This is a genomic window from Noviherbaspirillum saxi (assembly GCF_003591035.1).
Lineage (GTDB): Bacteria > Pseudomonadota > Gammaproteobacteria > Burkholderiales > Burkholderiaceae_D > Noviherbaspirillum > Noviherbaspirillum saxi.
This window is the reverse complement of the sequence record NZ_QYUO01000001.1, coordinates 3197140-3222148: the sequence shown is the minus strand read 5'-3', so window position 1 is coordinate 3222148 and position 25009 is coordinate 3197140. Positions and strand designations below refer to the sequence as shown.

Below are 25009 nucleotides of genomic sequence, written 5' to 3'. Positions count from 1 at the left end.
TCGAGGACAGCGACGACTATGGATCTGAATGAACCCATTCTGGTATTAACCAATGTTCCGGATCACGCAACGGCGCAGGCTGTCGCGCGCAACGTGCTGGAGCAGAAGCTGGCTGCCTGTGTCAACATACTGCCTGGCGTACGTTCGGTCTATCGCTGGCAAGGCGACATCGAGGAAGCGGAAGAAATCACTGTTCTGATCAAGTCGACTACTGCACGCTATCCCGAACTGCAGGACGCGATCAAAACCATTCACCCATACGACGTACCCGAAATTATCGCAATGTCCATTTCTGCCGGCTTGCCGGCTTACCTGAACTGGATCGCTACGGAAACAAAGAAAGATGTCGATGTTTAAGTTTTTTTGCCAGTTCACCGTGTCATCCGCTGTCCGCACACTGGCAGTCATGCTGTTTGTGGCATTCGCCGTATTACCGGGCCGGCAGGCATGGGCAGGCGAAGACTTCCTGGAACCTGAAAAAGCTTTCAAGTTCACCGCCCGCATGCTGGATTCAAAAACTGCGGAGGTCACATTCAAGATCGCCGATGGCTATTACATGTATCGCGAGCGCTTCGCGTTTCATGCCGACGGCGCCACGCTTGGCGAGCCGGTGCTGCCCCAGGGAAAAATCAAGTTCGACGACACCTTCCAGAAGGATGTGGAAACCTATCGCCAAGCCTTGGCCATCACCCTGCCGATCGAGGCGGCAGGCAGCTTCACGCTCAAGGTCACCTCTCAAGGATGCGCGGACCAGGGCCTATGCTATGCGCCTATGGAATCCACCATGCGCCTGTCCCCAACCGGTGGCGGCTTATTGGAGGCAATGACGGGATCCAGGGAAACGGAGGGTTTTTCCAGCGGCGCCAACGCAATGCCGGCACGCGCGGCAACCATCCCTGATTCGGAAATGGGACGCATCGAAGCATCTTTGCAAAGCGGACAATTCGGACTCATCCTGCCTCTGTTTCTGCTGCTCGGGATAGGCCTGTCCTTCACGCCCTGCGTTTTGCCCATGGTGCCCATCCTGTCGTCGATCATTGTCGGTGACGGCACCCCGACCAGCCGCCGGCGTGGCCTCGCCTTATCGGGCGCTTATTCGCTCGGCATGGCTTTGGTCTATACGGCGCTAGGCGTGGCCGCGGGACTGGCCGGTGAAGGTTTGTCGGCGACCTTGCAAAATCCCTGGGTGCTGGGTGGATTCGCGCTGTTGATGATGCTGCTTTCGCTTTCGATGTTCGGTGTCTATCAACTGCAAGTGCCGGCGGCAATCCAGGCCAGGCTTGCTTCCGCATCGGGCCGGCAGTCTGGCGGCCGGATGTTCGGCGTATTCGTCATGGGCGCGATTTCGGCGTTGATCGTGGGCCCTTGCGTCGCCGCACCGCTGGCCGGTGCCTTGCTGTACATCAGCCAGACCGGCAACGTAGTGGTCGGCGGCGCTGCCTTATTCGCGATGGCAGTTGGCATGAGCGTTCCTTTGCTATTGGTCGGCCTGTCGGCGGGTACCTTGCTGCCGCGTGCCGGAGCATGGATGCAATCGGTAAAGTTTTTCTTTGGCGTACTCATGCTTGCGCTGGCACTATGGATTGTTGCGCCGGTGATTCCAGCCTGGGTACCGATGCTCGGCTGGGCAATTCTCGGCATCGGCTACGGCGCTTACCTGTTGCGCGCCAAACGGCATGGCTGGGTGGCAAAGGTATTTGCGTCGCTGTTTGCGCTATTCGGTCTGATGCAGCTCGTCGGGGTAGCCACAGGCGGGCGCGATGCCCTTGCTCCGTTGGCACATCTGACGGGCACCCCACATCAGACGCAGTTTGTCCGGGTCCGTTCGGCCGCAGAGCTCGACGCCGCCATCGCCAGGGCTGCAGGCAAAACGGTGATGCTGGATTTCTACGCGGACTGGTGTGTGTCGTGCAAGGAAATGGAAAAGCTGACTTTCACCGATCCACGCGTCCAGGCGCAATTCAAGGACATGATTCTGCTGCAGGCGGATGTCACCGCGAACAATGCCGACGACAAGGCCTTGCTCAAACGCTTCCGGCTGTTCGGGCCGCCAGGCATTATTTTCTTTGACAAGAGCGGCAAGGAGATTCCGGGAGGCCGGGTAATCGGTTACCAGAATGCGGATAAATTTGTGAATTCATTGACGCTGGCAACAAGCTTTTGAGCATCCGGCAGGCTGGTTAAATGGCAATCAATATATGGCAATCAATATAAGAAGCTGACAACTCTGTCCTTGAGACGGCTGCGACAACGCACTATATTATCCGTTCGATAATTTTCCAGGGGAGTGAAATGACATTGCGTCTTGGTGATACCGCGCCTGATTTTGAACAGGATTCCTCGATCGGCAAGATCAAATTCCATGATTGGGCCGACGATTCCTGGGTTGTCCTGTTTTCCCATCCAGCAGACTTTACGCCGGTATGCACCACCGAACTCGGCTTGACCGCAAAGCTGAAGCCGGAATTCGACAAGCGCAACGTCAAGGCAATTGCCCTTTCGGTCGACCCGGCTGATAAGCATGTTGAGTGGATCAAGGATATTGAAGAGACCCAGACAACCGTGGTTGGCTTTCCGATTGTTGCTGATGCGGACAAGAAAGTCGCACTGCAGTACGACATGATTCACCCGAATCAGTCCGAAAGTGCCACCGTGCGGTCCTTGTTCGTGATCGACCCGAAAAGGAAAGTACGGTTGATCATTACCTACCCGATGAGCACCGGGCGCAACTTCGACGAAGTGCTGCGCGTCATCGATGCATTGCAGCTGACCGACGGCTATACCGTCGCGACACCGGGCAACTGGCGCGATGGCGACGATGTGATCATCCCGCTGACCGTGCAGGATGAAGCGCTGATCAAGCAAAAATATCCGAAAGGCTATACCGCGCCGAAACCGTATCTGCGACTGACACCGCAACCAAACAAGTGAAATGCAGACAATCCAGAAATGAAAAAAGCGCTCGTCATGAGCGCTTTTTTCATTCGGTCTAACTTCCAACCAAATCTAACGATCCTCTTCCCATGCCTTATCGTCCAGATAGCGTTTTCGCCTGAACAGGAACAGCAGCACGACCACGACAACCGCCATCATGCCGACGGTCGTCCAGAAACCGAACCGATCCTGCAACAGCGGCATCTCGGTAAAGTTCATGCCAAAGATGCCGGTAATCAGCGTCAACGGCATGAACAGCGCGGTGATCACCGTTAGGGTCCGCATGATTTCGCTGGTGCGATGCGCCATCGCCGAAAAATGAATTTGTACCGCCGATTCAATCGTGGATTCCAGTCTCTGCGCGTGATTCAGAACCCGGGTGATGTGTTCCATCACATCGTTCAGACGTACCAGCAGCAAATCTCTTCCACGGCTGTTATCGCCGGGATGGTCGCCGTCGACCAGATAATCGCGCAATTCCTGCATCGCATCGCGCTGGCCTTCGCACAGATGATCGAGCTTGCGCAACTCGATGCGCGCGTCGAGCAATGCGGTCCAGTCATTGAACGCGCTGCGTGGATTCAGCAGCGCGCGCTGCCAGCGATCGATTTGCCCGGTAAGCGGCTGGCGCAGCGCAAGGTACTGGTCCACCATCGCGTTGAGCAAGCGCAGCATCAGTTCTTCCGGCGAGGCGGGCAGGCGGCCCGCATGCGTATTTCCGTTAGACCGGCTGCGCTGTTCCAGCATGCGCGCGCGCGTTGCATCAATGGTGCGGCTGTTCGGTGCGTGCACGGTGATCAGCGCACGGTCCAGCAGCATGAACGTGACTGGCCTGGTGACCAGCTTGGTCAGCGCGGGAGGAATCTTGCGCTTGACCGAAGCTTGTTCTTCCGTAGCAAGGGCGGCATTGCTGCCATCGAGCGCCAGTTTGCGAAATACGACCATCGCATAATCATGCGTCGAATCAAAATACGAAGGATGGCTGAGATTGGTTGCATCCGCCAGATGCGGGTCATAAATATGCACACCGGTATGGCGTTGCACCGTGTCGCGCCAGGCGTGCGTATCGGCGCTCACCTCTTCATGGGTGGCATCGATCCAGAGAAACCCTTGTTGAGGCAATTCGACGGATGCATCGGTAAGCTGATTGACGTTGTTACTACTGATGTGAAAAATATCCATGCACAGACAGCGATCGTTTGAATGCAAGCCAGAGCGCAAGCAGCGAGGCTGCCGCGAATCCAGCCAATGCCAGCTGCGCCCATGTCGGCAGCTGGATGTCACCGAACCATGACCCTGACAGCAGCACCGCCGCTACAGTGGCAATCAGCCGGATCGCCTCAAGTGCGACATGGCTTGCGCGCCCTTCCAGCAGGCCGCCGACTATCCATAATCCGCCTCCCAGCCAGAGCGCATAGCCGGCGCGTTCGGTGAATGACATGGTAGCGTACTCAAGCAGGAAGTGGGTCGTTACCTGCAACACGATCAGGAACTGTAGCGCGCAATAGAGCATCAGCGCGCGGCTGGCCGCCGGATCGTACATCGGCCGCGTGATATCAAAAGGAACAGATGGCCATTTGCGTGTCACGTCGTCCGGCCGCCAGCCCGGGCGCGCAAACCAGATGCGCAGCTTGTCGCGCCAGCGCGTCGCACGCCATGCATCCAGCCAAACGGCCTTGTAGACTTCCAGATTGGCCCACAGCGGATTCCAGCTGCGTAGCGGACTGCGGGTGCCATAGACGATCTTCTCATCGTCGCGCTCTTCGATGAACGTGCCGAACAGCCGGTCCCACACGATCAGAATGCCGCCATAGTTCTTGTCCAGGTAAATGTCATTGACCGCATGATGCACACGATGGTTCGACGGCGACACGAACACGCGGTCGAACCAGCCCAGCTTGCCGATCTGTTCGGTATGTACCCAGAACTGATAGAGCAGGTCGATCAGCGCGACGACGACGAACACTTCGACCGGATAGCCGAGCAGTGCCATCGGCAGGTAAAAAATCCAGCCGAGCAGGGCGCCGCTGCTGGTCTGCCGCAATGCGGTCGACAGGTTGTATTGCTCGCTTTGGTGATGAACCACGTGTGCGGCCCACAACACATTGACTTCGTGGCCCATGCGATGCAGCCAGTAATAGCAAAAGTCATACAGCAGCAAGGCCGACATCCATACCCAGATACTGTCGGCGGAAAGCGTGAATAGAGCGACATGCTCGACCGTCCATGCATAGATGCCGATACGTACCAGCTGCATGAAGACGCCGCTCACCTGACTGAGCACGCCGAGGCTCAAGCTGTTGATGGCGTCATTGATGCGGTAGGTATTGCGGCGCCGGAGCACGCCAACGACATACTCGACAAAGATCAGCAAGAAGAAAGCCGGGCTTGCCAGTGTGATGATTTTTTCCTGCATCGCTTTTCTCCGCTAATCCAAGAGGATACTTATCTTGGCAATGCTAGCGGAACGACACGGACTTGAAGCGGCGGGAATTAGAAGAAACCGTCGGATTTCCGGCGGGAAGGATGGTGCGGCGCCGCATGATGCGCCGCACCGGGATGTTAGCCCTGATGAAGATGGCGCGCGATATCCCTTGCGAAATACGTCAATACGCCGTCGGCACCGGCACGCTTGAATGCCAGCATCGATTCCATCATGGTCTTGTCGTGGTCGAGCCAGCCATTTTGCGCGGCCGCCTTGATCATTGCATATTCGCCGCTGACTTGATAAGCGAAGGTAGGTACTTTGAACTCGTCCTTTACACGGCGCACGATATCCAGATAAGGCATGCCGGGCTTGACCATCACCATGTCTGCACCTTCCGCCAAGTCGAGCGCCACTTCGCGCAAGGCTTCATCGCTGTTGGCCGGGTCCATCTGGTACGTCGCCTTGCTTCCTTTGCCAAGATTGGCGGCCGAACCGACGGCGTCGCGGAACGGGCCGTAGAACGCCGACGCATATTTGGCGGAATAAGCCATGATACGGGTATGGATATCGCCGCGCGCTTCCAGTGCGCCACGAATCGCACCGACGCGGCCATCCATCATGTCGGAAGGCGCAACAATGTCGACGCCGGCATCGGCCTGAACCAAAGCCTGCCTGACCAGCAGGGAACTGGTTTCATCGTTAAGTACGTAGCCGTCCGCATTGAGCACGCCATCCTGTCCATGGCTGGTGTATGGATCCAGTGCCACGTCGGTCAGAATGCCGAGTTCCGGAAAGCGCTGCTTGAGCTCCCTCACCGCGCGTGGCACCAAGCCATCGGGATTTAGCGCCTCTACACCGTCCGGCGTTTTGATCGACGGGTTGATGACCGGGAACAAGGCAAGCACTGGAATACCGAGCGCAACGCAGTCTTCGGCCACTGCAAGCAGCAGGTCGACCGACAGGCGCTCCACGCCGGGCATGGAGGCGATCTTTTCGCGCTGATTTTTTCCTTCCAGAATGAAGACTGGGTAGATCAGATCGCTCGTGGTGATCACGTTTTCACGCATCATCGCGCGGGAGAAGGCATCTTTGCGCATGCGGCGCATCCGCACTGCAGGGAACTGGGAGCTGGAAGTAGACTGGGACATGGTGAATAAGCTGCAGAGGCGTAATCAATAAGGTGAATAAACTTTATACGATTCGATGAAACTTTTCCTGGGAAGGTCTCTCTTAGGGATAGGTGATCATTCACCTCCCGCTTCTCCTCCCTGAGCGGGGCCTATCGTGGCATTAGCGATAAGGCGTTACTGCCCTGGAGATCTTCCCCTTTCTCCAGGGTTTTTTTTGTCCGCTCGGTCTGCAACTCATGGTTCCCGGTCTTCGTCTTCAGGGATTTCCGTCTCTTCAACAAGCCCCAGCAAGTCAATGATCTTGTCGTTCGCTTCGTCGAGCCCCGTCCGCTTGAGAGCGGAAAACATCTGTGCCGTAAATGGGAAAGGCTTGCCTTCCTCGTCGACATAGCTGCTAAGTACGGTACGGGCCTGGCGCAAGGCATTGGCGGCTTCGTTGCGGTTAAGTTTGTCCGCTTTCGTGAGCAGACAATGGATAGGCTTGCCGGTTGGCGCGAACCATTCGAGCATCTGTATATCGAGGTCGGTAAATGGCCGGCGCGAATCCATGATCAATACCAGCGCGGCCAATTGCTCACGACGCTGAACATAATCCCCAAGTAATTCCTGCCAATGCAGTTTGGCGTCGCCCGATACCTCCGCATAGCCGTAGCCGGGCAAATCGACCAGCAGTGCGCGGATTTCATCGACCTTGGTCGGATCCTTGCGATGTTGCCCGACATGGGCGCCGCCGATCGAAAAATAGTTAATGTGTTGCGTACGGCCTGGTGTCTTGGAAGCAAACGCCAGCTTCTTTTGATTGCACAGGATATTGATGGCCGTGGATTTGCCCGCATTGGAACGGCCGGCAAACGCGATTTCGGGAACTTGCGTTTTTGGCAAATCGCGAAGATGGTTCACCGTGGTGAAGAAACGGGCTTGCCAAAGTAGTGACATAGGAAGTGAAAAGGCCAGGAGAGAAAATGCAGGAAGGGAAGCATCAACAGCAAAAACCTATTGTACAATAAGAGGTTATGTGTGTTGCGCTGCAAAGGCGCGCCACTTCTGCCGACGAGAACAGATTGCTGTTCCCGAGCGCTGCAGATGCTGGAACAGACCGCCGCTACAGGCCAGAATTTTAATATCAAGTCTCAGGGTGTTTGAATGAACCGTGCGTTTTTCCCGTTTATGAAGTCCTTGTTTGTTGCGGTGCTGGCAGTTTCTTCCGTGGCATTTGCCGCGGAAGAGAAAAAGGCGCCCAAGGCCGATCCTGTCAAGGGTGAAGCCATTTATACAAGCGGCGATGCCGCCCGGAACATCACTGCTTGCGTGGCGTGCCACGGCGCCGCCGGCAATTCCACGATTGCGCAAAACCCGAAGCTGGCCGGCCAGCATGCGGAATACCTTGCCAAACAACTCGCCGATTTCAAGACCCCGCAACGCAATAATCCGGTCATGACGCCGCTCTCCAAGGCGCTGAGCGACGAAGACATGAAGAACATCGCTGCCTACCTCGACAAGCAGCAGCAAAAGCCTGGCGCCGCCCGCAACAAGGATACGGTCGAACTCGGCAAGAAAATCTACCGCGCCGGCATCGCTGAAAAGAATGTCCCTGCCTGTGCAGCTTGCCATGGCCCGAACGGTTCCGGCATTCCCGCCCAGTTTGCGCGTCTCGGCGGCCAGCATCAAGATTACACCGCTGCCCAGCTGATCGGCTTCCGTGGCGGCGCGCGCAAGAACAGCGCTCAAATGACCACGATTGCCAAACGTATGTCCGACGATGAAATTCAAGCTGTGTCAGACTATATCGCCGGTCTGAAGTAATCAAAAAACAGCAAAACACGAAACAAAAAAGCGGAGGGGGTGGCAAATGCCACCCCCTTTTGTTTTGTTTAGAAGGTACAGAGTCAAACATGAGCGTCACCACTTCCGGATTGCAACTCCACACCAAGCGCCGCTGGCTCAGCGATGTGGTCGAACTGGTATCGTCAATGCGGTTTGCGATCAGCCTGCTGACGCTGATTGCGGTCGCATCGATCATCGGCACCGTGCTGAAGCAGAATGAGCCGATGCCCAACTACGTCAATCAGTTCGGTCCATTCTGGTTCGAAGTATTCGGCAAACTCGGCCTCTATGCGGTTTACTCCGCCTGGTGGTTCTTGTTGATCATGGCATTCCTGGTGCTATCGACGTCGCTGTGCATTGTGCGCAATGCGCCGAAGATGATCAGAGATATGCGCAGCTGGCGTGAAAATGTGCGTGAGCAATCACTACGCAATTTTCATCACAAGGCCGAATGGACCAGTGCGACTCCGTTGGCCGGTTTTGCCCAGCAACTGGTACAGCGCATCGCTGGCGGCGGATACAAGGTCAAGGTGGTGGACAAGGATGGCGGCGTGCTGATCGCTGCCAAGCAGGGTGCCGCCAACAAATGGGGATATATCTTTGCCCATAGCGCGATCGTGATCATTTGCGTTGGCGGCTTGCTCGATTCCGACTTGCCTATCCGCTTCCAGCAATGGTTCGCCGGAAAGACGCCGTTTGGAGGCAGCGGCGTGATTGCCGAGATTCCTGCTCAGCATCGCCTCGGCATCGGTAATCCCACCTTCCGTGGCAATACCTTCATTCCTGAAGGCGGCACCACCAATACTGCGATTCTGCCGCAGCAAAGCGGCATCCTGGTGCAGGAACTGCCGTTTTCGATTCAGCTGAAGAAGTTTATTGTCGAGCATTATTCGACCGGCATGCCGAAGCTGTTTGCCAGTGAGGTGGTAGTGCGCGATGCGGCTACCGGCAAAAGTTTCGAAGCAACGATCAAGGTCAATGAACCGTTGATTTATAAGGGAATTGCCGTCTATCAATCCAGTTTCGATGATGGCGGCAGCCGGCTCAATTTGAGCGGCTACCCAATGAACGGGGGATTGAACCAGCCGTTTTCCTTATCCGGGGAAGTAGGCAGTTCCACGCCACTTGGCAACGACAAAGGTGCTGAACTCACTGTGGAGTGGACCGGCTTTCGTCCTTTCAACGTTGAAAACATGGCGCAGAGCGGACAAGACGTACGGGCGGTTGATGCGAAGAAAAGCTTCAATGAAAAATTCTCGGCAGGTCTCGACAAGCAACTCGGTTCGGCGGCAAAGGATCCCAATAACAAGGATCTGAAGAATGTCGGGCCGAGCGTTCAATACAAGCTGCGTGACAAGAACGGCCAAGCGCGGGAATACCATAACTATATGCAACCGGTGCAGGTTGATGGCAGCTATGTATTTCTGACCGGCATGCGCGAAACCCCGAGCGAGCCATTCCGTTACCTGCGCATTCCGGCCGACGATGAAGACACAGTGCAAGAGTGGATGCGCATACGCGCCGCGGTATTCAACCCCGCGCTGCGGGAAGAAGCGGCGAAGCGCTATGCGCAGCATGCAATGCCTGATTCGAAAGAAAATGCCGCAGCGCTGCGCGACCAACTGCAACGCTCGGCACTGCGCGGACTCGAAATCTTTGCCGGTGAAGGCAAGGAATCCGGCTTCGTTGCGGTGTCCAAGTTTCTTGAGCGTGTGCCGGAAGCGGACCAGGAAAAGGCAGCCGAGATTTTCATGAAAATCCTGAATGGCAGCATGTGGGAATTATGGCAAGCCGCGCGTGCCAAGGAAGGATTGAAGGATGCAACTGCCGATGACAAGCATGCGCGTTTCCTGCAATTGGCGACGAATGCGATTTCCGACGCATCGTTTTATGGTGCGCCGATGTACCTGCAATTGCGGGAATTCGAAGAGATCAAGGCATCGGTCCTGCAGGTCACGCGTTCCCCTGGCAAGAATGTGGTCTATCTTGGCTGCCTGCTGCTGACCATTGGCGTGTTTTCCATGTTCTATATCCGCGAGCGCAGATTGTGGGTATGGCTGAAGCCGGAGGGCCAGGGCGGAACGCATGCCTTGATGGCCTTGAGTTCGCAACGTAAAACGCTGGACTTTGAAAAAGAGTTTGAAATCCTGAAAGCACAGCTGACACAGGCAAGTCCGCAGCCGCCGAAGGTAGTAAACTGACTTGAAACGGAGTACCGGTACGCACCCTGTTGCCTGCGACACCAGCACCGATTGGAACGTTTGAAATAATTTTCTGATCTGTCTCTCCGACTGATCAGAGCCGTCCGAAGCAGGCAATACGGCCGCAACGGGACGTGAAGGAGAATGAGCATGGACCTGACACAAACACATATCTATACGCCGCCGCCCGGATTCTTCCGGCGCCTGAGCGTGATCGACTGGCTATACGGCGCGCTGCTTCTTGCCGGTGCCCTGTTTGCATTCAACCGCTACAGCCCTTACATGGATGTCTATGAAAAAGGCATTCTGTTGCTGTCGGCGCCAACGTTTGCATGGCTGGGCTGGCAATGGAAGCCGGTGCGCTGGCTGATGGCGGTGCTGGCGATCCTTGCCTTCTCCGCGATAGCGCTTTACGGTGGTGCGCTGGAAGCGGCAAACAGCAAATTTTTCCTGAAGTATGCCTTGTCCAGCCAATCCGCCATTCTATGGATGAGCACTCTATTCTTTTTGTCCACCCTGTTTTACTGGGGCGGGCTCATCACCAAGTCGGACTTTGGCGGTTCGGTCGGCAGCAAGCTGTGCTGGGCTGCGGTGATCCTGGGATTTACCGGCATGCTGGTACGCTGGTACGAGTCTTACCTGGTTGGCGTCGACGTCGGCCATATCCCGGTCTCCAATCTGTACGAAGTCTTTATCCTGTTTTGCATGATCACGGCGCTGTTCTATCTGTACTATGAAGAGCAGTACGCGACGCGCCAGCTCGGCGCCTTCGTGATGCTGGTCATTTCGGCGGCGGTCGGCTTCCTGCTCTGGTACACCATCAGCCGCGAAGCGTCGGAAATCCAGCCGCTGGTTCCCGCGCTGCAAAGCTGGTGGATGAAAATCCACGTGCCGGCCAATTTCATCGGCTATGGCACGTTTTCCCTCGCTGCGATGGTATCGATCGCTTATCTGTTGAAATCCAAGGGTATCTGGGTCGACCGGCTGCCATCGCTGGAAGTGCTCGACGATGTCATGTACAAGGCGATTGCGGTTGGCTTTGCCTTTTTCACGATTGCGACCATCCTCGGCGCGCTATGGGCGGCGGAAGCCTGGGGTGGATACTGGTCCTGGGATCCGAAAGAAACCTGGGCACTGATCGTATGGCTGAATTATGCGGCATGGCTGCATATGCGCTTGATGAAAGGCTTGCGCGGTCAGGTGGCCGCATGGTGGGCGCTGGTCGGCTTGATGGTCACCACGTTTGCGTTCCTTGGCGTCAATATGTTCCTTTCCGGCCTGCATTCATACGGCGCGCTGTAAATAGCCGACAGGTCGCTACTGCGTCGGTTGGTGAAATTGTTGTAAGGTTAGTCCTGTCTGAACAGACAAAACCGACAATTTCGCCAACAGCACGGAGCGGCCATGTTAATCAAACGTAATCCGAACGGTATCGATCTTCCCTTCGGCTCCGAAATCACTCCACGCGCGATGTTCGAATCGCGTCGCCACTTCATCAAGCAGCTTGCCGTTGGTTCCATTGCCGGAGGCGCACTGGCCGAGATGGCCATGCGCGAAGCCTTCGCCCAATCGGGCGGTACACAAAAACTCGCCGCCAGGCCGAATCCCGGCTTTGTCGTGATGGACAAGCCAACTGCTTTCAAGGACGCGACGACCTACAATAATTTCTATGAGTTCGGCACCGACAAGACCGACCCCGCGCAAAATGCCGGCAGCCTCAAGCCGCGCCCATGGACCGTCGCAATCGAAGGCGAAGTCAAGAAGCCCATGACTGTCGACCTGGACGGCTTGCTGAAACTGGCGCCGCTGGAAGAACGTATCTATCGCTTGCGCTGTGTCGAAGGCTGGTCGATGGTGATTCCCTGGATCGGTTATTCGCTGTCCGAGCTGATCAAGAAAGTGGAACCGACCGGCAACGCCAAGTACGTGGAATTCATTACGCTGGCCGACAAGAAGCAGATGCCGGGTTTGCGCAGCCCCGTGCTGGAGTGGCCCTACGTCGAAGGCTTGCGGCTGGATGAAGCGAACCATCCGTTGACGCTGCTGACGCTGGGCATGTATGGCGAAGTGCTGCCGAACCAGAATGGCGCGCCGGTGCGTATCGTCGTGCCCTGGAAATACGGTTTCAAATCTGCCAAGTCGCTCGTCAAGATCCGCTTTACGAAGGATCAGCCGCGCACCGCCTGGAACATTTCGGCGCCGCAGGAGTACGGCTTCTTTTCCAATGTGAATCCGGAAGTTGATCATCCGCGTTGGTCGCAAGCGACCGAGCGGCGTATTGGCGAAGACGGTTTCTTCTCAAGAAAACGCAAGACGCTGATGTTCAACGGTTATAGCGATGTTGCATCGCTCTATACCGGCATGGATTTGAAAAAATTCTTCTAATGTCTGAGGTTTTCGCCGAACTGGGCGGGGTGATGGAAAGTTTACATCAGGCGCGGCTGGCATTTGTATTTGTATCTCCGCATGCGCTTCAGCGATGCAGCGCACGGTATTGCAATATTGAACGGAATGGTGGCTCGGATGTTTAATCCCAATGCAAAACAGATCAACCTGTTCAAGCTTGTACTGTTCATTGCCGCACTTGGCCCGCTTGCCCGTCTGGTGTTGTTCGGATTTGCCGACAAACTGGGCGCCAATCCGATTGAATTCATCACGCGCAATACCGGTGACTGGACGCTGTATTTCTTGTGCCTGACCTTGTCGGTCACGCCGTTGCGACGGATTAGCGGATGGAATTGGCTGATCAAACTGAGGCGCATGCTCGGCCTATTCGCATTTTTTTACGCGACGCTGCATTTCACCACGTTCTTGTGGTTCGATCACTTCTTCGATATCGACGAAATGCTCAAGGATGTCGTCAAACGGCCATTTATCACTGTCGGTTTTACCGCTTTCGTGCTGCTCATTCCGCTTGCTGTCACCAGCACCAATGCCATGGTGCGCCGCCTTGGCGGCAAGCGCTGGCAATTGCTGCATCGGCTGGTCTATGTGATTGCATCGCTCGGCATCCTGCATTTCTGGTGGATGAAAGCGGGCAAGAACGATTTTGCCGAGCCTATCCTGTTCGGCACCATCGTGGCGGTCCTGTTGCTGTCGCGCGTGTACTGGAGCGTGCTCAAGCCAAAAATGCAAAAGCGCCAGACAAGTCCGGCGCCAACTTGAGCACTGCACTACTGTGCTACTGCGCTCAGGGCAGGGTCGACTCCAAGGCAAACAGATCGCTTGCCGCTTCACGCTTGCGGATCAGATGCACCTTGTCGCCATCGACCATGACTTCCGCCGCGCGGCCGCGGGTATTGTAATTGGATGACATCGTCATTCCGTATGCGCCAGCAGACATGATTGCCAGCAAGTCGCCTTGCTCGATCGCCAGCGCCCGATCTCGCGCAAGCCAGTCTCCGGATTCGCAGACCGGGCCGACCACATCATAGGTTTGTGCGGCCGTCGCACGTTGCTGCACCGCTTGCACGCCATGCCATGCCTCATACATTGCCGGGCGCATCAAATCGTTCATCGCGGCATTCACGATGGCGAAATTCTTGGCGTCCCCGTGTTTGAGATATTCGACTTCGGTCACCAAGACACCGGCATTGCCAACAATGGAGCGGCCCGGTTCGAACAGTAGTTGGATCGGTGCGCCCTTGTATTGATCCAAGCGCCATTGATCGACCTTGGCAAACAGGCGTGCCAGATAGTCGCCGACCGCAACCGGCTGATCGCCGTTGTAGTTGATGCCGATGCCGCCGCCGATGTCGACGTGGTGCAATTCGATGCCTTCCTGCGCGAGGCGGTCGACCAGTTCGGTCAGGCGGTCGAATGCTTCCAGCAGCGGCGCATCGTCCAGCAGTTGCGAGCCGATGTGGCAGTCGATACCGACAACGCGGAGATGCGGCAGGCTGGCGGCCTTGCGATAGGCGGCCAATGCCTCGTCGTAAGCGATGCCGAACTTGTTTTCCTTGAGTCCGGTGGAAATGTAAGGATGGGTCTTTGCATCGACGTTAGGATTCACGCGCAGCGAGATCGGCGCTTGCTTGCCCATGTCGCCGGCTACCTGGTTCAGGCGTTCCAGCTCTGCCGTCGATTCGACGTTGAAGCACAGGATGTCGTGCGAGAGTGCAAGCCGCATTTCTTCATGCGTTTTGCCGACACCGGAAAAAATCACTTTGCGCGGGTCGCCCCCGGCCGCGATCACGCGCAGCAATTCGCCGCCCGATACAATGTCAAACCCGGAACCGAGGCGGCACAACAGGTTAAGCACTGCCAAATTGGAATTCGATTTGACGGAATAGCACACCAGCGCCGTCGTTGCATCGCGACCATTCGCCTTGCAGGCATTCGCATAAGCGGAAAAATTTTCGGTCAGCGCTGCCTTGGAATACACATAGGTCGGACTGCCAAACTCTTTGGCGATATCGGTCAAAGAGGTATTTTCGACGTGCAGTACGCCATTTTGATAAGAAAAATGCGACATAGATAAGAACTGCGTGTATAGGAACGGCTTATTGGGAGGTGGATGGCGGTGCGGGCGGCGTTTGCTGGACCGGTGCCGCGACCGGCGCCGGTTTGGCCGGAAGATACAACGGGCCTTTTTGGCCGCATCCGGCCAGCATGCAAGTCACGGCAGTGGCGACGAAATAATGTTGGGCGGACTTCACGATTAAAATCACGGTTAATAAAACTCATTGGAGTGTAGCATGACGGAAACCGAATTCCAGGCGCTGGCTGAACAGACCCTGACCCGCATCGAATCGGCGCTTGAAGATGCTTCGGGCGAGAGCGAGCTTGATGTCGAATGCAGTCGCAGTGGCAATGTGCTGGAAATCGAATTCATCGCCAGCGGTTCAAAAGTCATCGTGAATAGCCAGATGCCGATGCGCGAAATGTGGGTGGCTGCCAGATCGGGTGGATTTCACTACCGTTACGACAACGGCAAATGGATCAATACACGCGATCAGTCCGAATTGTTTGCCGCGCTGTCGCGCATTGTCAGCGAGCAGGGCGGGGTGCCGCTGATTTTGCGGGCATAAAAAAGCCGAGGCCGTTTGACCGGCTTCGGCGTTGCATGGCAAAGAGATATGACAGGGCGATGCGTTAGAACAGTTCGTTCTTGACTTCGTCCTTTGCCTTTTCCTCTTCACCCTGCGGCGTGTCGTTCAACCCCAGACTGCGCACCCCGGTCCCGGGCGGGTTCTCCGCATAGTAATAGTCATTCGCGACCTGGATGACGCCTTCCGGCATCGCGCGTTCCTCGACCGGCACGTCTTTCAAGGCCTTTTGCATATAGTTGATCCAGATCGGCAAGGCGAGCCCGCCGCCGGTTTCCTTGTTGCCGAGGTTCTTGGGCTGGTCGAACCCGATCCATGCGACACCGACGATCTTCGGATGATAACCGGCGAACCAGGCATCGAAGGAATCGTTGGTCGTACCTGTCTTTCCGGCAATGTCGGGACGCTTCAGTACCAGCGCACGCGTCGCAGTGCCGAATTTCACGACATCCCTGAGCATGCTGTCCATCAGGAAGGCATTGCGCTCGTCGATCACCCGGTTCGCTTCTTCGCCTGCACGGTCGGGCGTGACTTGCGACAGGATGCGTCCGGTACTGTCGGTAACCTTGGTAATGATGTAGGGACTCACCTTGTAGCCGCCATTGGCAAATACCGCATAGGCTCCAGCCATCTGTAACGGTGTGACTGCGCCCGCGCCGAGCGCCAGCGTCAGATAAGGCGGATTCTTGTCTGCTTCAAAGCCGAAGCGCGTCGCGTATTCCTGGCCATATTTGGCGCCGATCTTGTGCAGGATCCGGATCGAAATCATGTTCTTCGATTTGGTCAGGCCCTTGCGCATGCTCATCGGCCCTTCATACTTGCCATCGTAGTTTTTCGGTTCCCATGCTTGGCCGCCAGTCTGTCCGGCGTCGAAGCTGAGCGGGCCGTCGTTGATCATGGTCGCCGGCGACAAGCCTTTTTCCAGCGACGCCGAATAGATGAACGGTTTGAACGAAGATCCCGGCTGGCGCCAGGCCTGGGTCACATGGTTGAATTTGTTGCGATTGAAATCAAAACCGCCGATCAGTGCGCGAATCGCCCCATCCTGAGTGTTGGCGGCGACGAAGGCCGATTCGACTTGAGGCATCTGGGTGATGGACCAGGCCTTGTTTTCCTGGGTAACGCGAATAATGGCACCACGCTTGACGCGCCGGGCCGGTGGCGCCTTCTCGCTAAGCAGGTTGGCTGCGAAGCCCAGGCCAGCGCCGCTGATCTCGATTTCTTCGCCGGAAGACAACATCGCCTTGACCAGCTTGGGTGATGCTTCCAGCACCACGGCCGCGATGATATCGTCGCTATCCGGATGTTCGGCAAGCTCGACCTCGATTGCGTACTCGGCTTCTTCCTTGTTGGACGGGATATCCATATAGGCTTCCGGTCCGCGATACCCATGACGCTTTTCATAATCCATTACCCCACGGCGCAATGCCAGATAGGCGGCATCCTGGTCGGCCTTGGTGATGGTTGTGTAGACATTCAGTCCGCGCGTATAGGTTTCATCCTTGAATTGTTCGTACACCAGCTGACGTGTCATTTCGGCCACATATTCTGCATGCAGGCCAAACTCGCTGCTCGAGGTTTTCACCTTGAGTACCTGATCCTTCGCTGTTTCATAGTCGTCCTGCGAGATATAGCCGAGTTGCAGCATGCGCTGCAGGATATATTGCTGACGGGTGCGGGCACGTTTCGGATTGGCGACCGGGTTGTACGCTGACGGCGCCTTGGGCAAGCCGGCCAGCATTGCCGCCTCTGCAATGCTGACATCCGATAGATTCTTGCCGAAATAAATCTGTGCAGCAGAGGAAAATCCGTAAGCGCGCTGGCCCAGATAAATCTGGTTCATATAGATTTCCAGAATCTGATCCTTGCTCAGGTTTTGCTCGATTTTCCACGCCAGGAGAATTTCATATACCTTGCGCTTGAATGTCTGTTCGCTGGAGAGGAAAAAGTTGCGCGCCACCTGTTGGGTGATGGTCGATGCGCCCTGTCTGGAGCTGCTGGTCAGATTGTGCAGCGCTGCACGTGCAATCCCCATGTAGTCGACGCCGCCGTGATCGAAGAAGCGGTCGTCCTCGATAGCCAGCACCGCTTTCTTCATAATGTCCGGCACATCCTTGATGCGTACCAGCGTGCGGCGCTCTTCACCGAACTCGCCAATCAGCACGTTATCCGCCGAAAAAATCCGCAGCGGGATCTTGGGTCGATAATCGGTGATCGCGTCGAGCGGCGGAAGATTCGGATATGCCATCGATAGCGCAAAGCCAAGGATCAGCGCGCCGACGAGCAGCAGTCCGACGGCCCCGCCGATCATGCCGACGACAAGGCGAAGAATCAGGGGAGAGGAGCGCTTGGGCGGCGCTTTGGAATTGTCGCCAGCGGCGTTGGATCGGGACATGCGGAGAACTTGGTAAGAGGAAAGTAAGCCAGCGAATTATAACGGTGGGCAATACCTTCCGATATTAGTAAAATATCAATTGTTTAATATAGATAACTTTTATACGCCGTGGGCAATTGGCAACGAAGTTACAAATTTCCTCTAGGAAATTACTTTACACCGGTTCAAGCTTATTGCTACGATTTAACGTAACGTTGGATATTTATCACCTAAATACTGGTTTTTAAACACTTTTTTGGGCCTATCGCCGCAGGTCCGCTGATTTCGACATACAAATAAGTGGTGCGTTCACGCAATAAACCACATTTTCGGGGAGTACCACTCTTGGCCATAGATCTCGGACCGTTGCTCGGCAAGAAGAATCCACCGTTGATCGGCCTGGATATCAGCACATCGGGAGTCAAGCTCGTTGAATTGTCCGATCTGGGCAAAAACGAGTTCCGCCTCGAACGCTTTGCCAGCGAGCCGCTTCCACGGGGTGCTGTTGTCGACGGCAACATTGAAAACATAGAACAGGTTTCCGAAGCGGTAAGGCGCGTCTGGAAAAAGAGCGGTACGCGCGCAAAGCATGTTGCGCTTGGCATGCCGCCCGCAGCTGTCATTACCAAGAAAATCATTTTACCCGCCGGCCTGTCGGAAGACCAACTCGAAGTGCAGGTCGAGAGCGAGGCAAATCAGTATATTCCGTTCGCGCTGGATGAGGTCAGTCTCGACTTCGATGTCATCGGCCCCGCTGAAAACGCGCCGGACGATGTCGATGTCCTGATTGCCGCCACCCGCAAGGAAAAGGTCGAAGACCGCGTCGCGGTAGCCGAAGCGGCCGGACTCAAGCCAATGGTGATGGATATCGAATCCTATGCGGCCCGTGCCGCGCTTGACCGCATCACTGCGCAATTGCCGAAAGGCGGTCAGGGACAGATTGTCGGACTATTCCAGATCGGCGCACAGGTCACCCATGTTTCCGTATTGCAGGATGGGCAAACCATCTACGAACGCGAGCAACCTTTCGGCGGCAACCAGCTTACTCAAGATATTGTGCGCGCCTATGGGCTGTCATTCGAAGAAGCCGAAGCGAAGAAACGGGCGAACGAGCTGCCTGAAGGTTTCGAGCGTGAATTGCTGCAGCCTTTCATGGAAAACGCGGCGCTTGAAGTGACCCGTGCGATCCAGTTTTTCTTTACTTCGACCCCGTATACCCATATCGACCAGATTTTCCTCGCCGGCGGCTGCTCCATCATCCCTGGCCTGGTCGAACTCGTCGCCGAGCGTACCAAGATATCAAGTACGGTGGTCAGCCCGTTCAAGGGAATGCAGCTCGCGTCGAACGTGCGCGAAAAACAGCTCCGAGCCGAAGCGCCGTCGTATCTGGTGGCTTGCGGACTCGCCATGCGGAGGTTTGACTGATGATTCGTATTAACCTCCTTCCTCACCGCGAGGAAAAACGCAAACAGCGCAAGGCGGCTTTCTTGCAGTTGCTGGCGCTGTCGGCCATTGCCGGATTCGCCATTGTGCTGGGCATCGGCGGCGTAATTGCAGCGCAAATCGCCAATCAAACGCAACGCAATGAGTTCATCAAGGCGGAAAACGCGAAGCTCGATACGCAGATCAAGGAAATCCTTACGCTGAAGCAGGAAATCGAGGCTTTGAAGGCAAGGCAGCAGGCGGTGGAAGACTTGCAGAGCGATCGTAATCAGCCGGTTTACCTGATGGACGAACTGGTCAAGCAGGTTCCGGAAGGGATTTACCTGCGCGGTTTCAAACAGGATAACCAGCGTGTCGCCATTAGCGGATATGCCCACTCGAACGAGCGGGTGTCGGAACTGTTGCGCAACCTCGGCAACAATTCTCCCTGGCTGGAGCGGCCTGACCTGATCGAGATCCGGCTCACCAATCTTGGTCAAGGCAAGGATGCAAAGAAAGTGTACGACTTCACCGTCAATGTGGGGATCAAGCGCCCGCGCGACAAGGAACCCGCTGCTGCGCCGGGCAACGTCCGCAACGTATCGGCTAATGCGGCCTCGAAAAAGCCCTGACAGGAAGGATGCACGATGGCAGATTTTAAGCAAATCGGAGATACGGTCGCGGGGCAGTTTCGCGGCCTGAACGGGCGGCATCCGGGCCAATGGCCACTCATTCCGCGTCTGATGTGTGGACTCGGAGCGCTGGTCGGTGTGGTGGTGGTCGGATGGTTTCTTTACCTGAGCGGGCAGCTCGAGGAACTCGAACGGGGCGAACAGGAAGAAGTGACCCTGCGCGAAGCCTACAAGACCAAGGTGCAGCAGGCGATCAACCTCGACAGCCTGCGCAAGCAAAAAGAACAGGTCGGCGAATACGTCGCCACGCTCGAAAAGCAATTGCCCAGCAAGGCTGAAATGGATGCGCTGCTGTCCGACATCAACCAGGCAGGCCTCGGCCGTGGCTTGCAGTTCGAGTTGTTCAAGCCGGGACAGGTCCTGGTGAAGGATTATTACGCCGAGTTGCCGATCGATATCAAGGTCACCGGCAATTACCACGATGTCGGAGCGTTTACCAGCGACATCGCCAACCTGCCTCGCATCGTGACTCTCAATAGCATGAGCTTGAACGCCGGCAAAGACGGCGTATTGACGCTGGAAGCGGTTGCCAAGACCTTCCGCTACCTGGATCGTGAAGAAGTGGATGCGCAGCGCAAGGCTGCCGCTGAAAAGGCCAAGAAGGGGGCGAAGAAATGATCCGGATTCGCACCATGCGAGGTACTGCTGCGCTCTGCGTGCTGGCCGGTTTATCCGGTTGCGGCGATGGCGGATTGCAGGAAGTCAAACAATGGATGGACGAAGTGCGCAAGCAAACGCCCGTCACCGTGCAAAAACTGTCCGAGCCCAAGAAGTTCAGTCCGTTTGTCTATGGCGGCAAGAATGAACCGGACCCGTACAGCCCCGCAAAGCTGTCGGCCGCGCTCGCCAAGCTCAAAGTCAACACCGATAGCGCCATCAAACCCGATCTCGACCGTCGTCGCGAACCACTGGAAAGTTATCCGCTGGATGCCATCAAGATGGTCGGCACACTCGAAAAGCCAGGCTTGAACTACGCGCTGCTGCAAGCCGAAAAATCAGTGTTCCAGGTCAAGGTCGGCAATTACATCGGTCAGAATTTCGGCATGATCACGAAAGTCACCGATGCCGAAGTAGAGTTGAAGGAAATCGTGCGCGACGCGGCCGGAGAGTGGACCGAGCGTAAAGCCAAGTTAGAGTTGCAGGAGAATAAGAAATGAATGCTGCTAAATCATCCCATAAAGGCCTTGGCGCAATTGCTCGCACTACACTCAGGCAGTGTGCGTTGCTGATCGTCTCCCTGCATGTCGGTCTGGCGTTTGCACAGGAAAATGCGATCGAATCGATCAATGCGAATCAGCAGGGGGCAAATGTCATCATCAAGGTGACGCTGAAGAATCCGGTCACCAAACCGCCCATCGGCTTTTCAATTACCAGCCCATCGCGCATCGCCCTGGATTTTGCGGGAACCGCGAACGCGATGGGAAAGTCGACCCAGGATATCGGCATGGGAGACGTGCGCAATGTGGCCGTGGTGCAGGCAGGCGAACGTTCGCGACTGGTCTTTAACCTGTTGCGCCCGCTGAACTACGCAACTACGGTCGAAGGCAAAACGGTTATCGTCACGATCGAAGGATCGGGGGGCGTGGCGACCGCGGTCGATGCTTCGGGCGCACCGGTAGCGCGCGCTGCGGCAAACGGAAAGCAGGCGTTGAAAGACATCGATTTCCGTCGCGGCGCTGGCGGCGAAGGCCGCATCGTGATCGACCTCCCTGGTAACCAGGTTGGTGTCGATGTGCGGCAGCAAGGCCAGAATATCGTCGTCGATTTTCAAAAGGCCACGCTTCCCGAAGTATTGCGGCGCAGGCTTGATGTTGCCGACTTCGGCACGCCGGTACAGACCGTGACCACGGCGCCGCAAGGCGAAAACGTGCGCATGGTGATCGAGCCGAAAGGTCTGTGGGAACACAGCGCCTACCAAAGCGACACGCAACTCGTGGTTGAAGTAAAGCCGATCAAGGAAGATCCCAACAAGCTGGTGCAGGGAACGCAGGGTTATCGCGGCGAGCGCCTGTCGCTGAACTTCCAGAACGTCGAAGTGCGTGCGGTGCTGCAAGTGATCGCCGACTTTACCGGCCTGAATATCATTACCAGCGACACCGTCAGCGGCAATCTGACCCTGCGCCTGAAAGACGTGCCCTGGGATCAGGCTCTCGACATCGTGATGCAGGCAAAGGGTCTGGACATGCGCAAGAATGGCTCGGTCCTGTGGATTGCACCGAAAGACGAACTGCTGACCAAGGAGAAACTCGAACTGGAGCAGAAAGCCCAGATTGCCGATCTCGAGCCCCTGAAAACCGAGACCTACCAGCTCAACTACCAGAAGGCGGAATCGTTCAAGCAGGTATTCGGTATCGACAACGCCGGCGGCAGTGACAAGAAAACCATTTTGTCCAAACGCGGCAGCGCGGTGATCGATCCGCGCACTAATCAACTGTTCGTCACCGATATTCCATCCAAGCTGGAGGAAATTCGCAAGTTGGTGCAAAAAACCGACGTGGCATCCAAACAGGTATTGATCGAAGCGCGAATCGTCGAAGCGGACGACAAGTTCAGCCGCAATCTCGGCGCCAAGCTCGGCTTTTCCGATCTGCGCGGCATACGCGGCGGCGATCCGGGCTACCAGGTGGCGGGCAGCACACGTGCCACGCTGACTGGTAATTACCTGGGAGTCGGTGAGCAGACCGGACAGGCTGTCTTGACTGAACAAAGCTATATCCCGAATACGCAATTCATTAATCTGCCGGCAGCCGGTATCAACGGGGTCAATCCGGGCAGTCTTGCAATCAGCCTGTTCTCTGCAGCGGCAAACCGCTTCCTCAACCTCGAACTGTCGGCGCTCGAAGCGGATGGCAAGGGCAAGATCATTTCCAGCCCGCGCGTTGTAACTGCCGACCAGCTCAAGGCATTGATCGAGCAGGGCACGGAACTACCTTACCAGGTCGCCACTTCCAGCGGCGCCACGTCGATCGCCTTCCGCAAGGCGAACCTGAAGCTCGAAGTCACGCCGCAGATTACGCCGGATGGAAACATCATCCTCGATGTGGACGTCAACAAGGATAGCGTTGGAGTCGAGACACGCTCCGGTTTTGCGATCGATACCAAGCACGTCAAGACACAAGTTCTGGTGGAAAACGGCGGCACCGTGGTGCTGGGCGGTATTTTCCAGCAAGTGGAGCGGAATGCGGACACCAAGGTGCCGTTGTTCGGCGATATTCCGGTCGTTGGCAATTTGTTCAAGAGCACTACACGTACAAGCGACAAGACCGAGCTGCTCATTTTCATCACTCCCAAGGTGGTTGCGGAACGCATCTCGGCGCGATAATCAACAAAGCAGGTTAGTCATCAAAAAAAACAGCACAGGGAAGAATATGGGATCGACATTGAGCAAGTTTTTCAACAAGTACATTGCGCTGATGATGTATGCGCTTTGCACCACATTGCTGGTCGCTTGCGGCGGCGGCGGCGGTTCGCCGGGCACTACGGGTATTGGCAATGGCGGCACATCCGGAGGGAACGGTTCGACGACGACTGCCGGTAAGATTGTCTTGGCACTAGCTGATGCCTCCGGTGCTGCGAGCACGTCGGTGACCGGTTCTAATTCGCTTATCGTTAAGGCCACTGTGACGAACGCTACCGGCGTAGCGGTAAAAAATACGGTGGTGGCCTTTACGCTGGATGGCGATCTGGCTGTGCTGTCGCCGTCGTCTGGCACTGCACTGACCGATGATAACGGCGTTGCACAAGTCAGCGTGAAATCTGCTGGAAAGGGTAGCGGAGCAACGAATGTGACTGCAAAGGCCACTGTCGGCACGGCCGAGGTCACTGCTAAAACAGCGTTTTCAATTGGCGCCGCTCCCACGGCCACGCCAATTGCCATCAGCTTCGCGACCGCTATTCCCAATGACAAGTCGATTGTCATCAAGGGTGCAGGCGGTAATGGCCGCACAGAAGTTGCGTTGCTTACTTTCCGTGTTGTGGATAGCTCTGGCAGCGGCGTACCGAATGTTCCGGTCACGTTTTCAACGCCGACGACAACTTCTGTCACTCTCGCTTCTTCCACAGGTACGACCGACACGAACGGCAACATCACGGTTGCGGTTAACGCGGGATCGCAACCGACAACGGTCACTGTCGTTGCGGCTGTGCAAGGAACTTCGATCAGCACGATTTCGGATACGATTACCGTCACTACAGGACAAGCAGTGCAAACCGCATTCTCGCTGTCAGCCGAAAAGTTCTATGTTGAGGGCATGAACGTTGACAATGTCACTAACAAGGTTATTGCATTGCTTGCCGATGCAAATGGCGGCGCGGTGGCTGATGGAACCCAGGTTGTCTTTACGACGGATGGCGGTGCGATAGTCGGTGAGGGCGGCGCTCGTTGCCTTACTGTCAAGGGCGAGTGCAGTGTTACCTGGCGTAGTCAGAATCCGAGGCCTGCCAGCGGTGTCGTTACCGTAACAGCCACGGCGACCAATGCCACCAGCACCTTGTCGGCTAGCCGCAGCTTCTTCATGAGCGGTTCCTTCCCCAACATCAGGGTAGTCTCCCCGATTGGTGTGCAATCGTCGGTCAACGGACCGATTGCCCATAATTTCGGTACGAGCTGCACGCCGGTCACCTTGAGGGTGGAAGCGACGGACGATCGCAATAATCCCCTGCCTGAAGGAACTGTGGTTTCCGCAGCGAATACCGCTGATGTTACAGTGACGGTATCGCCGGCATCAGTGGCGTATGACGGCAGGCCTCTTGTTGGCGGCCAAGGTGGTTCCCTGCATGATGTCAAGGTGACACCAACCAATTGTGCGGTTACAGGCACGACGACAAAAACAGGATCGTTTGACTTGACTGTAAAGGCGCCACTGGGATCGGCCCTGCCTGTACCTGCCTCTTTTATCTTTAGAGTGCAATAAGTCAAGAAAAGCCGGCGTCTTGCTGCTAAGAGCAGACGCCGAT

The 25009-nt window shown here is 56.1% G+C and carries 22 protein-coding genes; 15 read left to right on the top strand and 7 right to left on the bottom strand.

The genetic code is table 11. The features are described 5' to 3' along the window. Positions 1 to 18: 18 nt before the first annotated feature. From cutA to D3871_RS15205, 3 genes are all read left to right on the top strand, one after another. Entirely contained in the window at positions 19 to 357 is a 339-nt protein-coding gene (cutA, locus tag D3871_RS15215) for a divalent-cation tolerance protein CutA (protein WP_119769679.1), read from the top strand. Continuing rightward, on the top strand, positions 350 to 2164 hold the full coding sequence (dsbD, locus tag D3871_RS15210; protein ID WP_420799649.1) for a protein-disulfide reductase DsbD: 1815 nt from the start codon (positions 350 to 352) through the stop codon (positions 2162 to 2164). Before cutA ends, dsbD begins: the two co-directional genes overlap by 8 nt. 128 nt (positions 2165 to 2292) lie before the next feature. Next, positions 2293 to 2931, top strand: coding sequence for a peroxiredoxin (locus D3871_RS15205; protein ID WP_119769677.1), 639 nt, complete (start codon positions 2293 to 2295; stop codon positions 2929 to 2931). Positions 2932 to 3006: 75 nt separating this feature from the next. Here the strand turns inward: D3871_RS15205 and D3871_RS15200 are convergent, their stop codons facing one another. The 4 genes from D3871_RS15200 to yihA all read right to left on the bottom strand — a co-directional run bounded on the left by D3871_RS15200 (position 3007) and on the right by yihA (position 7428). Then, complete coding sequence (locus D3871_RS15200; protein ID WP_119769676.1) at positions 3007 to 4116, bottom strand: magnesium transporter CorA family protein; 1110 nt, start codon at positions 4114 to 4116, stop codon at positions 3007 to 3009. Next, positions 4094 to 5350, bottom strand: coding sequence for a sterol desaturase family protein (locus tag D3871_RS15195; RefSeq protein WP_119769675.1), 1257 nt, complete (start codon positions 5348 to 5350; stop codon positions 4094 to 4096). The genes D3871_RS15200 and D3871_RS15195 overlap by 23 nt, the downstream gene beginning before the upstream one ends. 146 nt (positions 5351 to 5496) lie before the next feature. Then, positions 5497 to 6510, bottom strand: coding sequence for a porphobilinogen synthase (gene hemB / locus D3871_RS15190; RefSeq protein WP_119769674.1), 1014 nt, complete (start codon positions 6508 to 6510; stop codon positions 5497 to 5499). A 216-nt stretch (positions 6511 to 6726) separates the two neighbouring features. Further along, positions 6727 to 7428, bottom strand: a complete 702-nt coding sequence (gene yihA, locus D3871_RS15185; RefSeq protein WP_119769673.1) for a ribosome biogenesis GTP-binding protein YihA/YsxC — start codon at positions 7426 to 7428, stop codon at positions 6727 to 6729. A gap of 207 nt (positions 7429 to 7635) precedes the next feature. Between yihA and D3871_RS15180 the strand changes: the two genes are divergently transcribed. From D3871_RS15180 to msrQ, 5 genes are all read left to right on the top strand, one after another. Beyond that, positions 7636 to 8295, top strand: coding sequence for a c-type cytochrome (locus D3871_RS15180; protein ID WP_119769672.1), 660 nt, complete (start codon positions 7636 to 7638; stop codon positions 8293 to 8295). Between the two features lie 89 nt (positions 8296 to 8384). After that, the gene (locus tag D3871_RS15175) at positions 8385 to 10517 is read left to right on the top strand and encodes a cytochrome c biogenesis protein ResB (protein ID WP_119769671.1); all 2133 of its coding nucleotides are present in this window, start codon (positions 8385 to 8387) and stop codon (positions 10515 to 10517) included. A 150-nt stretch (positions 10518 to 10667) separates the two neighbouring features. Next, positions 10668 to 11819 (top strand): c-type cytochrome biogenesis protein CcsB, encoded by a 1152-nt coding sequence (gene ccsB, locus D3871_RS15170; RefSeq protein ID WP_119769670.1) that lies wholly within the window; start codon positions 10668 to 10670, stop codon positions 11817 to 11819. Positions 11820 to 11921: 102 nt separating this feature from the next. Further along, positions 11922 to 12902 (top strand): protein-methionine-sulfoxide reductase catalytic subunit MsrP, encoded by a 981-nt coding sequence (msrP, locus tag D3871_RS15165; RefSeq protein ID WP_119769669.1) that lies wholly within the window; start codon positions 11922 to 11924, stop codon positions 12900 to 12902. Between the two features lie 138 nt (positions 12903 to 13040). Further along, the gene (gene msrQ, locus D3871_RS15160; RefSeq protein WP_119770095.1) at positions 13041 to 13682 is read left to right on the top strand and encodes a protein-methionine-sulfoxide reductase heme-binding subunit MsrQ; all 642 of its coding nucleotides are present in this window, start codon (positions 13041 to 13043) and stop codon (positions 13680 to 13682) included. 25 nt (positions 13683 to 13707) lie between these two features. Here the strand turns inward: msrQ and lysA are convergent, their stop codons facing one another. Together lysA and lptM are read right to left on the bottom strand one after the other, a co-directional pair. After that, positions 13708 to 14991, bottom strand: coding sequence for a diaminopimelate decarboxylase (gene lysA / locus D3871_RS15155; RefSeq protein WP_119769668.1), 1284 nt, complete (start codon positions 14989 to 14991; stop codon positions 13708 to 13710). 28 nt (positions 14992 to 15019) lie between these two features. Continuing rightward, positions 15020 to 15175, bottom strand: coding sequence for an LPS translocon maturation chaperone LptM (gene lptM / locus D3871_RS15150; protein ID WP_274381738.1), 156 nt, complete (start codon positions 15173 to 15175; stop codon positions 15020 to 15022). Between the two features lie 39 nt (positions 15176 to 15214). Between lptM and cyaY the strand changes: the two genes are divergently transcribed. Beyond that, positions 15215 to 15547 (top strand): iron donor protein CyaY, encoded by a 333-nt coding sequence (gene cyaY, locus D3871_RS15145; protein WP_119769666.1) that lies wholly within the window; start codon positions 15215 to 15217, stop codon positions 15545 to 15547. 64 nt (positions 15548 to 15611) lie between these two features. On the opposite strand, the gene D3871_RS15140 is transcribed toward cyaY, so the two are convergent. Further along, positions 15612 to 17876 (bottom strand): penicillin-binding protein 1A, encoded by a 2265-nt coding sequence (locus D3871_RS15140; protein WP_420799664.1) that lies wholly within the window; start codon positions 17874 to 17876, stop codon positions 15612 to 15614. Positions 17877 to 18284: 408 nt separating this feature from the next. Between D3871_RS15140 and D3871_RS15135 the strand changes: the two genes are divergently transcribed. Genes D3871_RS15135 through D3871_RS15110 form a run of 6 tightly spaced genes read left to right on the top strand, consistent with a single transcriptional unit; the run spans position 18285 to position 24966 of the window. Next, a complete protein-coding gene (locus D3871_RS15135; protein WP_119769664.1) occupies positions 18285 to 19364 on the top strand; it encodes a pilus assembly protein PilM in 1080 nt (359 codons plus the stop codon). Continuing rightward, complete coding sequence (locus D3871_RS15130) at positions 19364 to 19993, top strand: PilN domain-containing protein (RefSeq protein ID WP_119769663.1); 630 nt, start codon at positions 19364 to 19366, stop codon at positions 19991 to 19993. The genes D3871_RS15135 and D3871_RS15130 overlap by 1 nt, the downstream gene beginning before the upstream one ends. Before the next feature lie 15 nt (positions 19994 to 20008). Further along, positions 20009 to 20671, top strand: coding sequence for a type IV pilus inner membrane component PilO (locus D3871_RS15125; protein WP_119769661.1), 663 nt, complete (start codon positions 20009 to 20011; stop codon positions 20669 to 20671). Beyond that, positions 20668 to 21210 (top strand): pilus assembly protein PilP, encoded by a 543-nt coding sequence (locus tag D3871_RS15120; protein ID WP_119769659.1) that lies wholly within the window; start codon positions 20668 to 20670, stop codon positions 21208 to 21210. The genes D3871_RS15125 and D3871_RS15120 overlap by 4 nt, the downstream gene beginning before the upstream one ends. Beyond that, complete coding sequence (locus tag D3871_RS15115) at positions 21207 to 23375, top strand: type IV pilus secretin PilQ (RefSeq protein ID WP_119769657.1); 2169 nt, start codon at positions 21207 to 21209, stop codon at positions 23373 to 23375. Before D3871_RS15120 ends, D3871_RS15115 begins: the two co-directional genes overlap by 4 nt. A 46-nt stretch (positions 23376 to 23421) precedes the next feature. After that, the gene (locus tag D3871_RS15110) at positions 23422 to 24966 is read left to right on the top strand and encodes an Ig-like domain-containing protein (RefSeq protein WP_119769655.1); all 1545 of its coding nucleotides are present in this window, start codon (positions 23422 to 23424) and stop codon (positions 24964 to 24966) included. Positions 24967 to 25009: the final 43 nt, after the last annotated feature.

Coding starts and splice junctions, on each gene's coding strand:
- D3871_RS15200 (WP_119769676.1), bottom strand. CDS start 4,116: ATGGATATTTTTCACATCAGTAGTAACAACGTCAATCAGCTTACCGAT.
- D3871_RS15175 (WP_119769671.1), top strand. CDS start 8,385: ATGAGCGTCACCACTTCCGGATTGCAACTCCACACCAAGCGCCGCTGG.
- cutA (WP_119769679.1), top strand. CDS start 19: ATGGATCTGAATGAACCCATTCTGGTATTAACCAATGTTCCGGATCAC.
- D3871_RS15180 (WP_119769672.1), top strand. CDS start 7,636: ATGAACCGTGCGTTTTTCCCGTTTATGAAGTCCTTGTTTGTTGCGGTG.
- ccsB (WP_119769670.1), top strand. CDS start 10,668: ATGGACCTGACACAAACACATATCTATACGCCGCCGCCCGGATTCTTC.
- cyaY (WP_119769666.1), top strand. CDS start 15,215: ATGACGGAAACCGAATTCCAGGCGCTGGCTGAACAGACCCTGACCCGC.
- D3871_RS15195 (WP_119769675.1), bottom strand. CDS start 5,350: ATGCAGGAAAAAATCATCACACTGGCAAGCCCGGCTTTCTTCTTGCTG.
- hemB (WP_119769674.1), bottom strand. CDS start 6,510: ATGTCCCAGTCTACTTCCAGCTCCCAGTTCCCTGCAGTGCGGATGCGC.
- D3871_RS15110 (WP_119769655.1), top strand. CDS start 23,422: ATGGGATCGACATTGAGCAAGTTTTTCAACAAGTACATTGCGCTGATG.
- lysA (WP_119769668.1), bottom strand. CDS start 14,991: ATGTCGCATTTTTCTTATCAAAATGGCGTACTGCACGTCGAAAATACC.
- msrP (WP_119769669.1), top strand. CDS start 11,922: ATGTTAATCAAACGTAATCCGAACGGTATCGATCTTCCCTTCGGCTCC.
- D3871_RS15140 (WP_420799664.1), bottom strand. CDS start 17,876: ATGATCGGCGGGGCCGTCGGACTGCTGCTCGTCGGCGCGCTGATCCTT.
- D3871_RS15115 (WP_119769657.1), top strand. CDS start 21,207: ATGAATGCTGCTAAATCATCCCATAAAGGCCTTGGCGCAATTGCTCGC.
- yihA (WP_119769673.1), bottom strand. CDS start 7,428: ATGTCACTACTTTGGCAAGCCCGTTTCTTCACCACGGTGAACCATCTT.
- msrQ (WP_119770095.1), top strand. CDS start 13,041: ATGTTTAATCCCAATGCAAAACAGATCAACCTGTTCAAGCTTGTACTG.
- D3871_RS15205 (WP_119769677.1), top strand. CDS start 2,293: ATGACATTGCGTCTTGGTGATACCGCGCCTGATTTTGAACAGGATTCC.
- D3871_RS15125 (WP_119769661.1), top strand. CDS start 20,009: ATGGCAGATTTTAAGCAAATCGGAGATACGGTCGCGGGGCAGTTTCGC.
- dsbD (WP_420799649.1), top strand. CDS start 350: ATGTTTAAGTTTTTTTGCCAGTTCACCGTGTCATCCGCTGTCCGCACA.
- D3871_RS15120 (WP_119769659.1), top strand. CDS start 20,668: ATGATCCGGATTCGCACCATGCGAGGTACTGCTGCGCTCTGCGTGCTG.
- D3871_RS15130 (WP_119769663.1), top strand. CDS start 19,364: ATGATTCGTATTAACCTCCTTCCTCACCGCGAGGAAAAACGCAAACAG.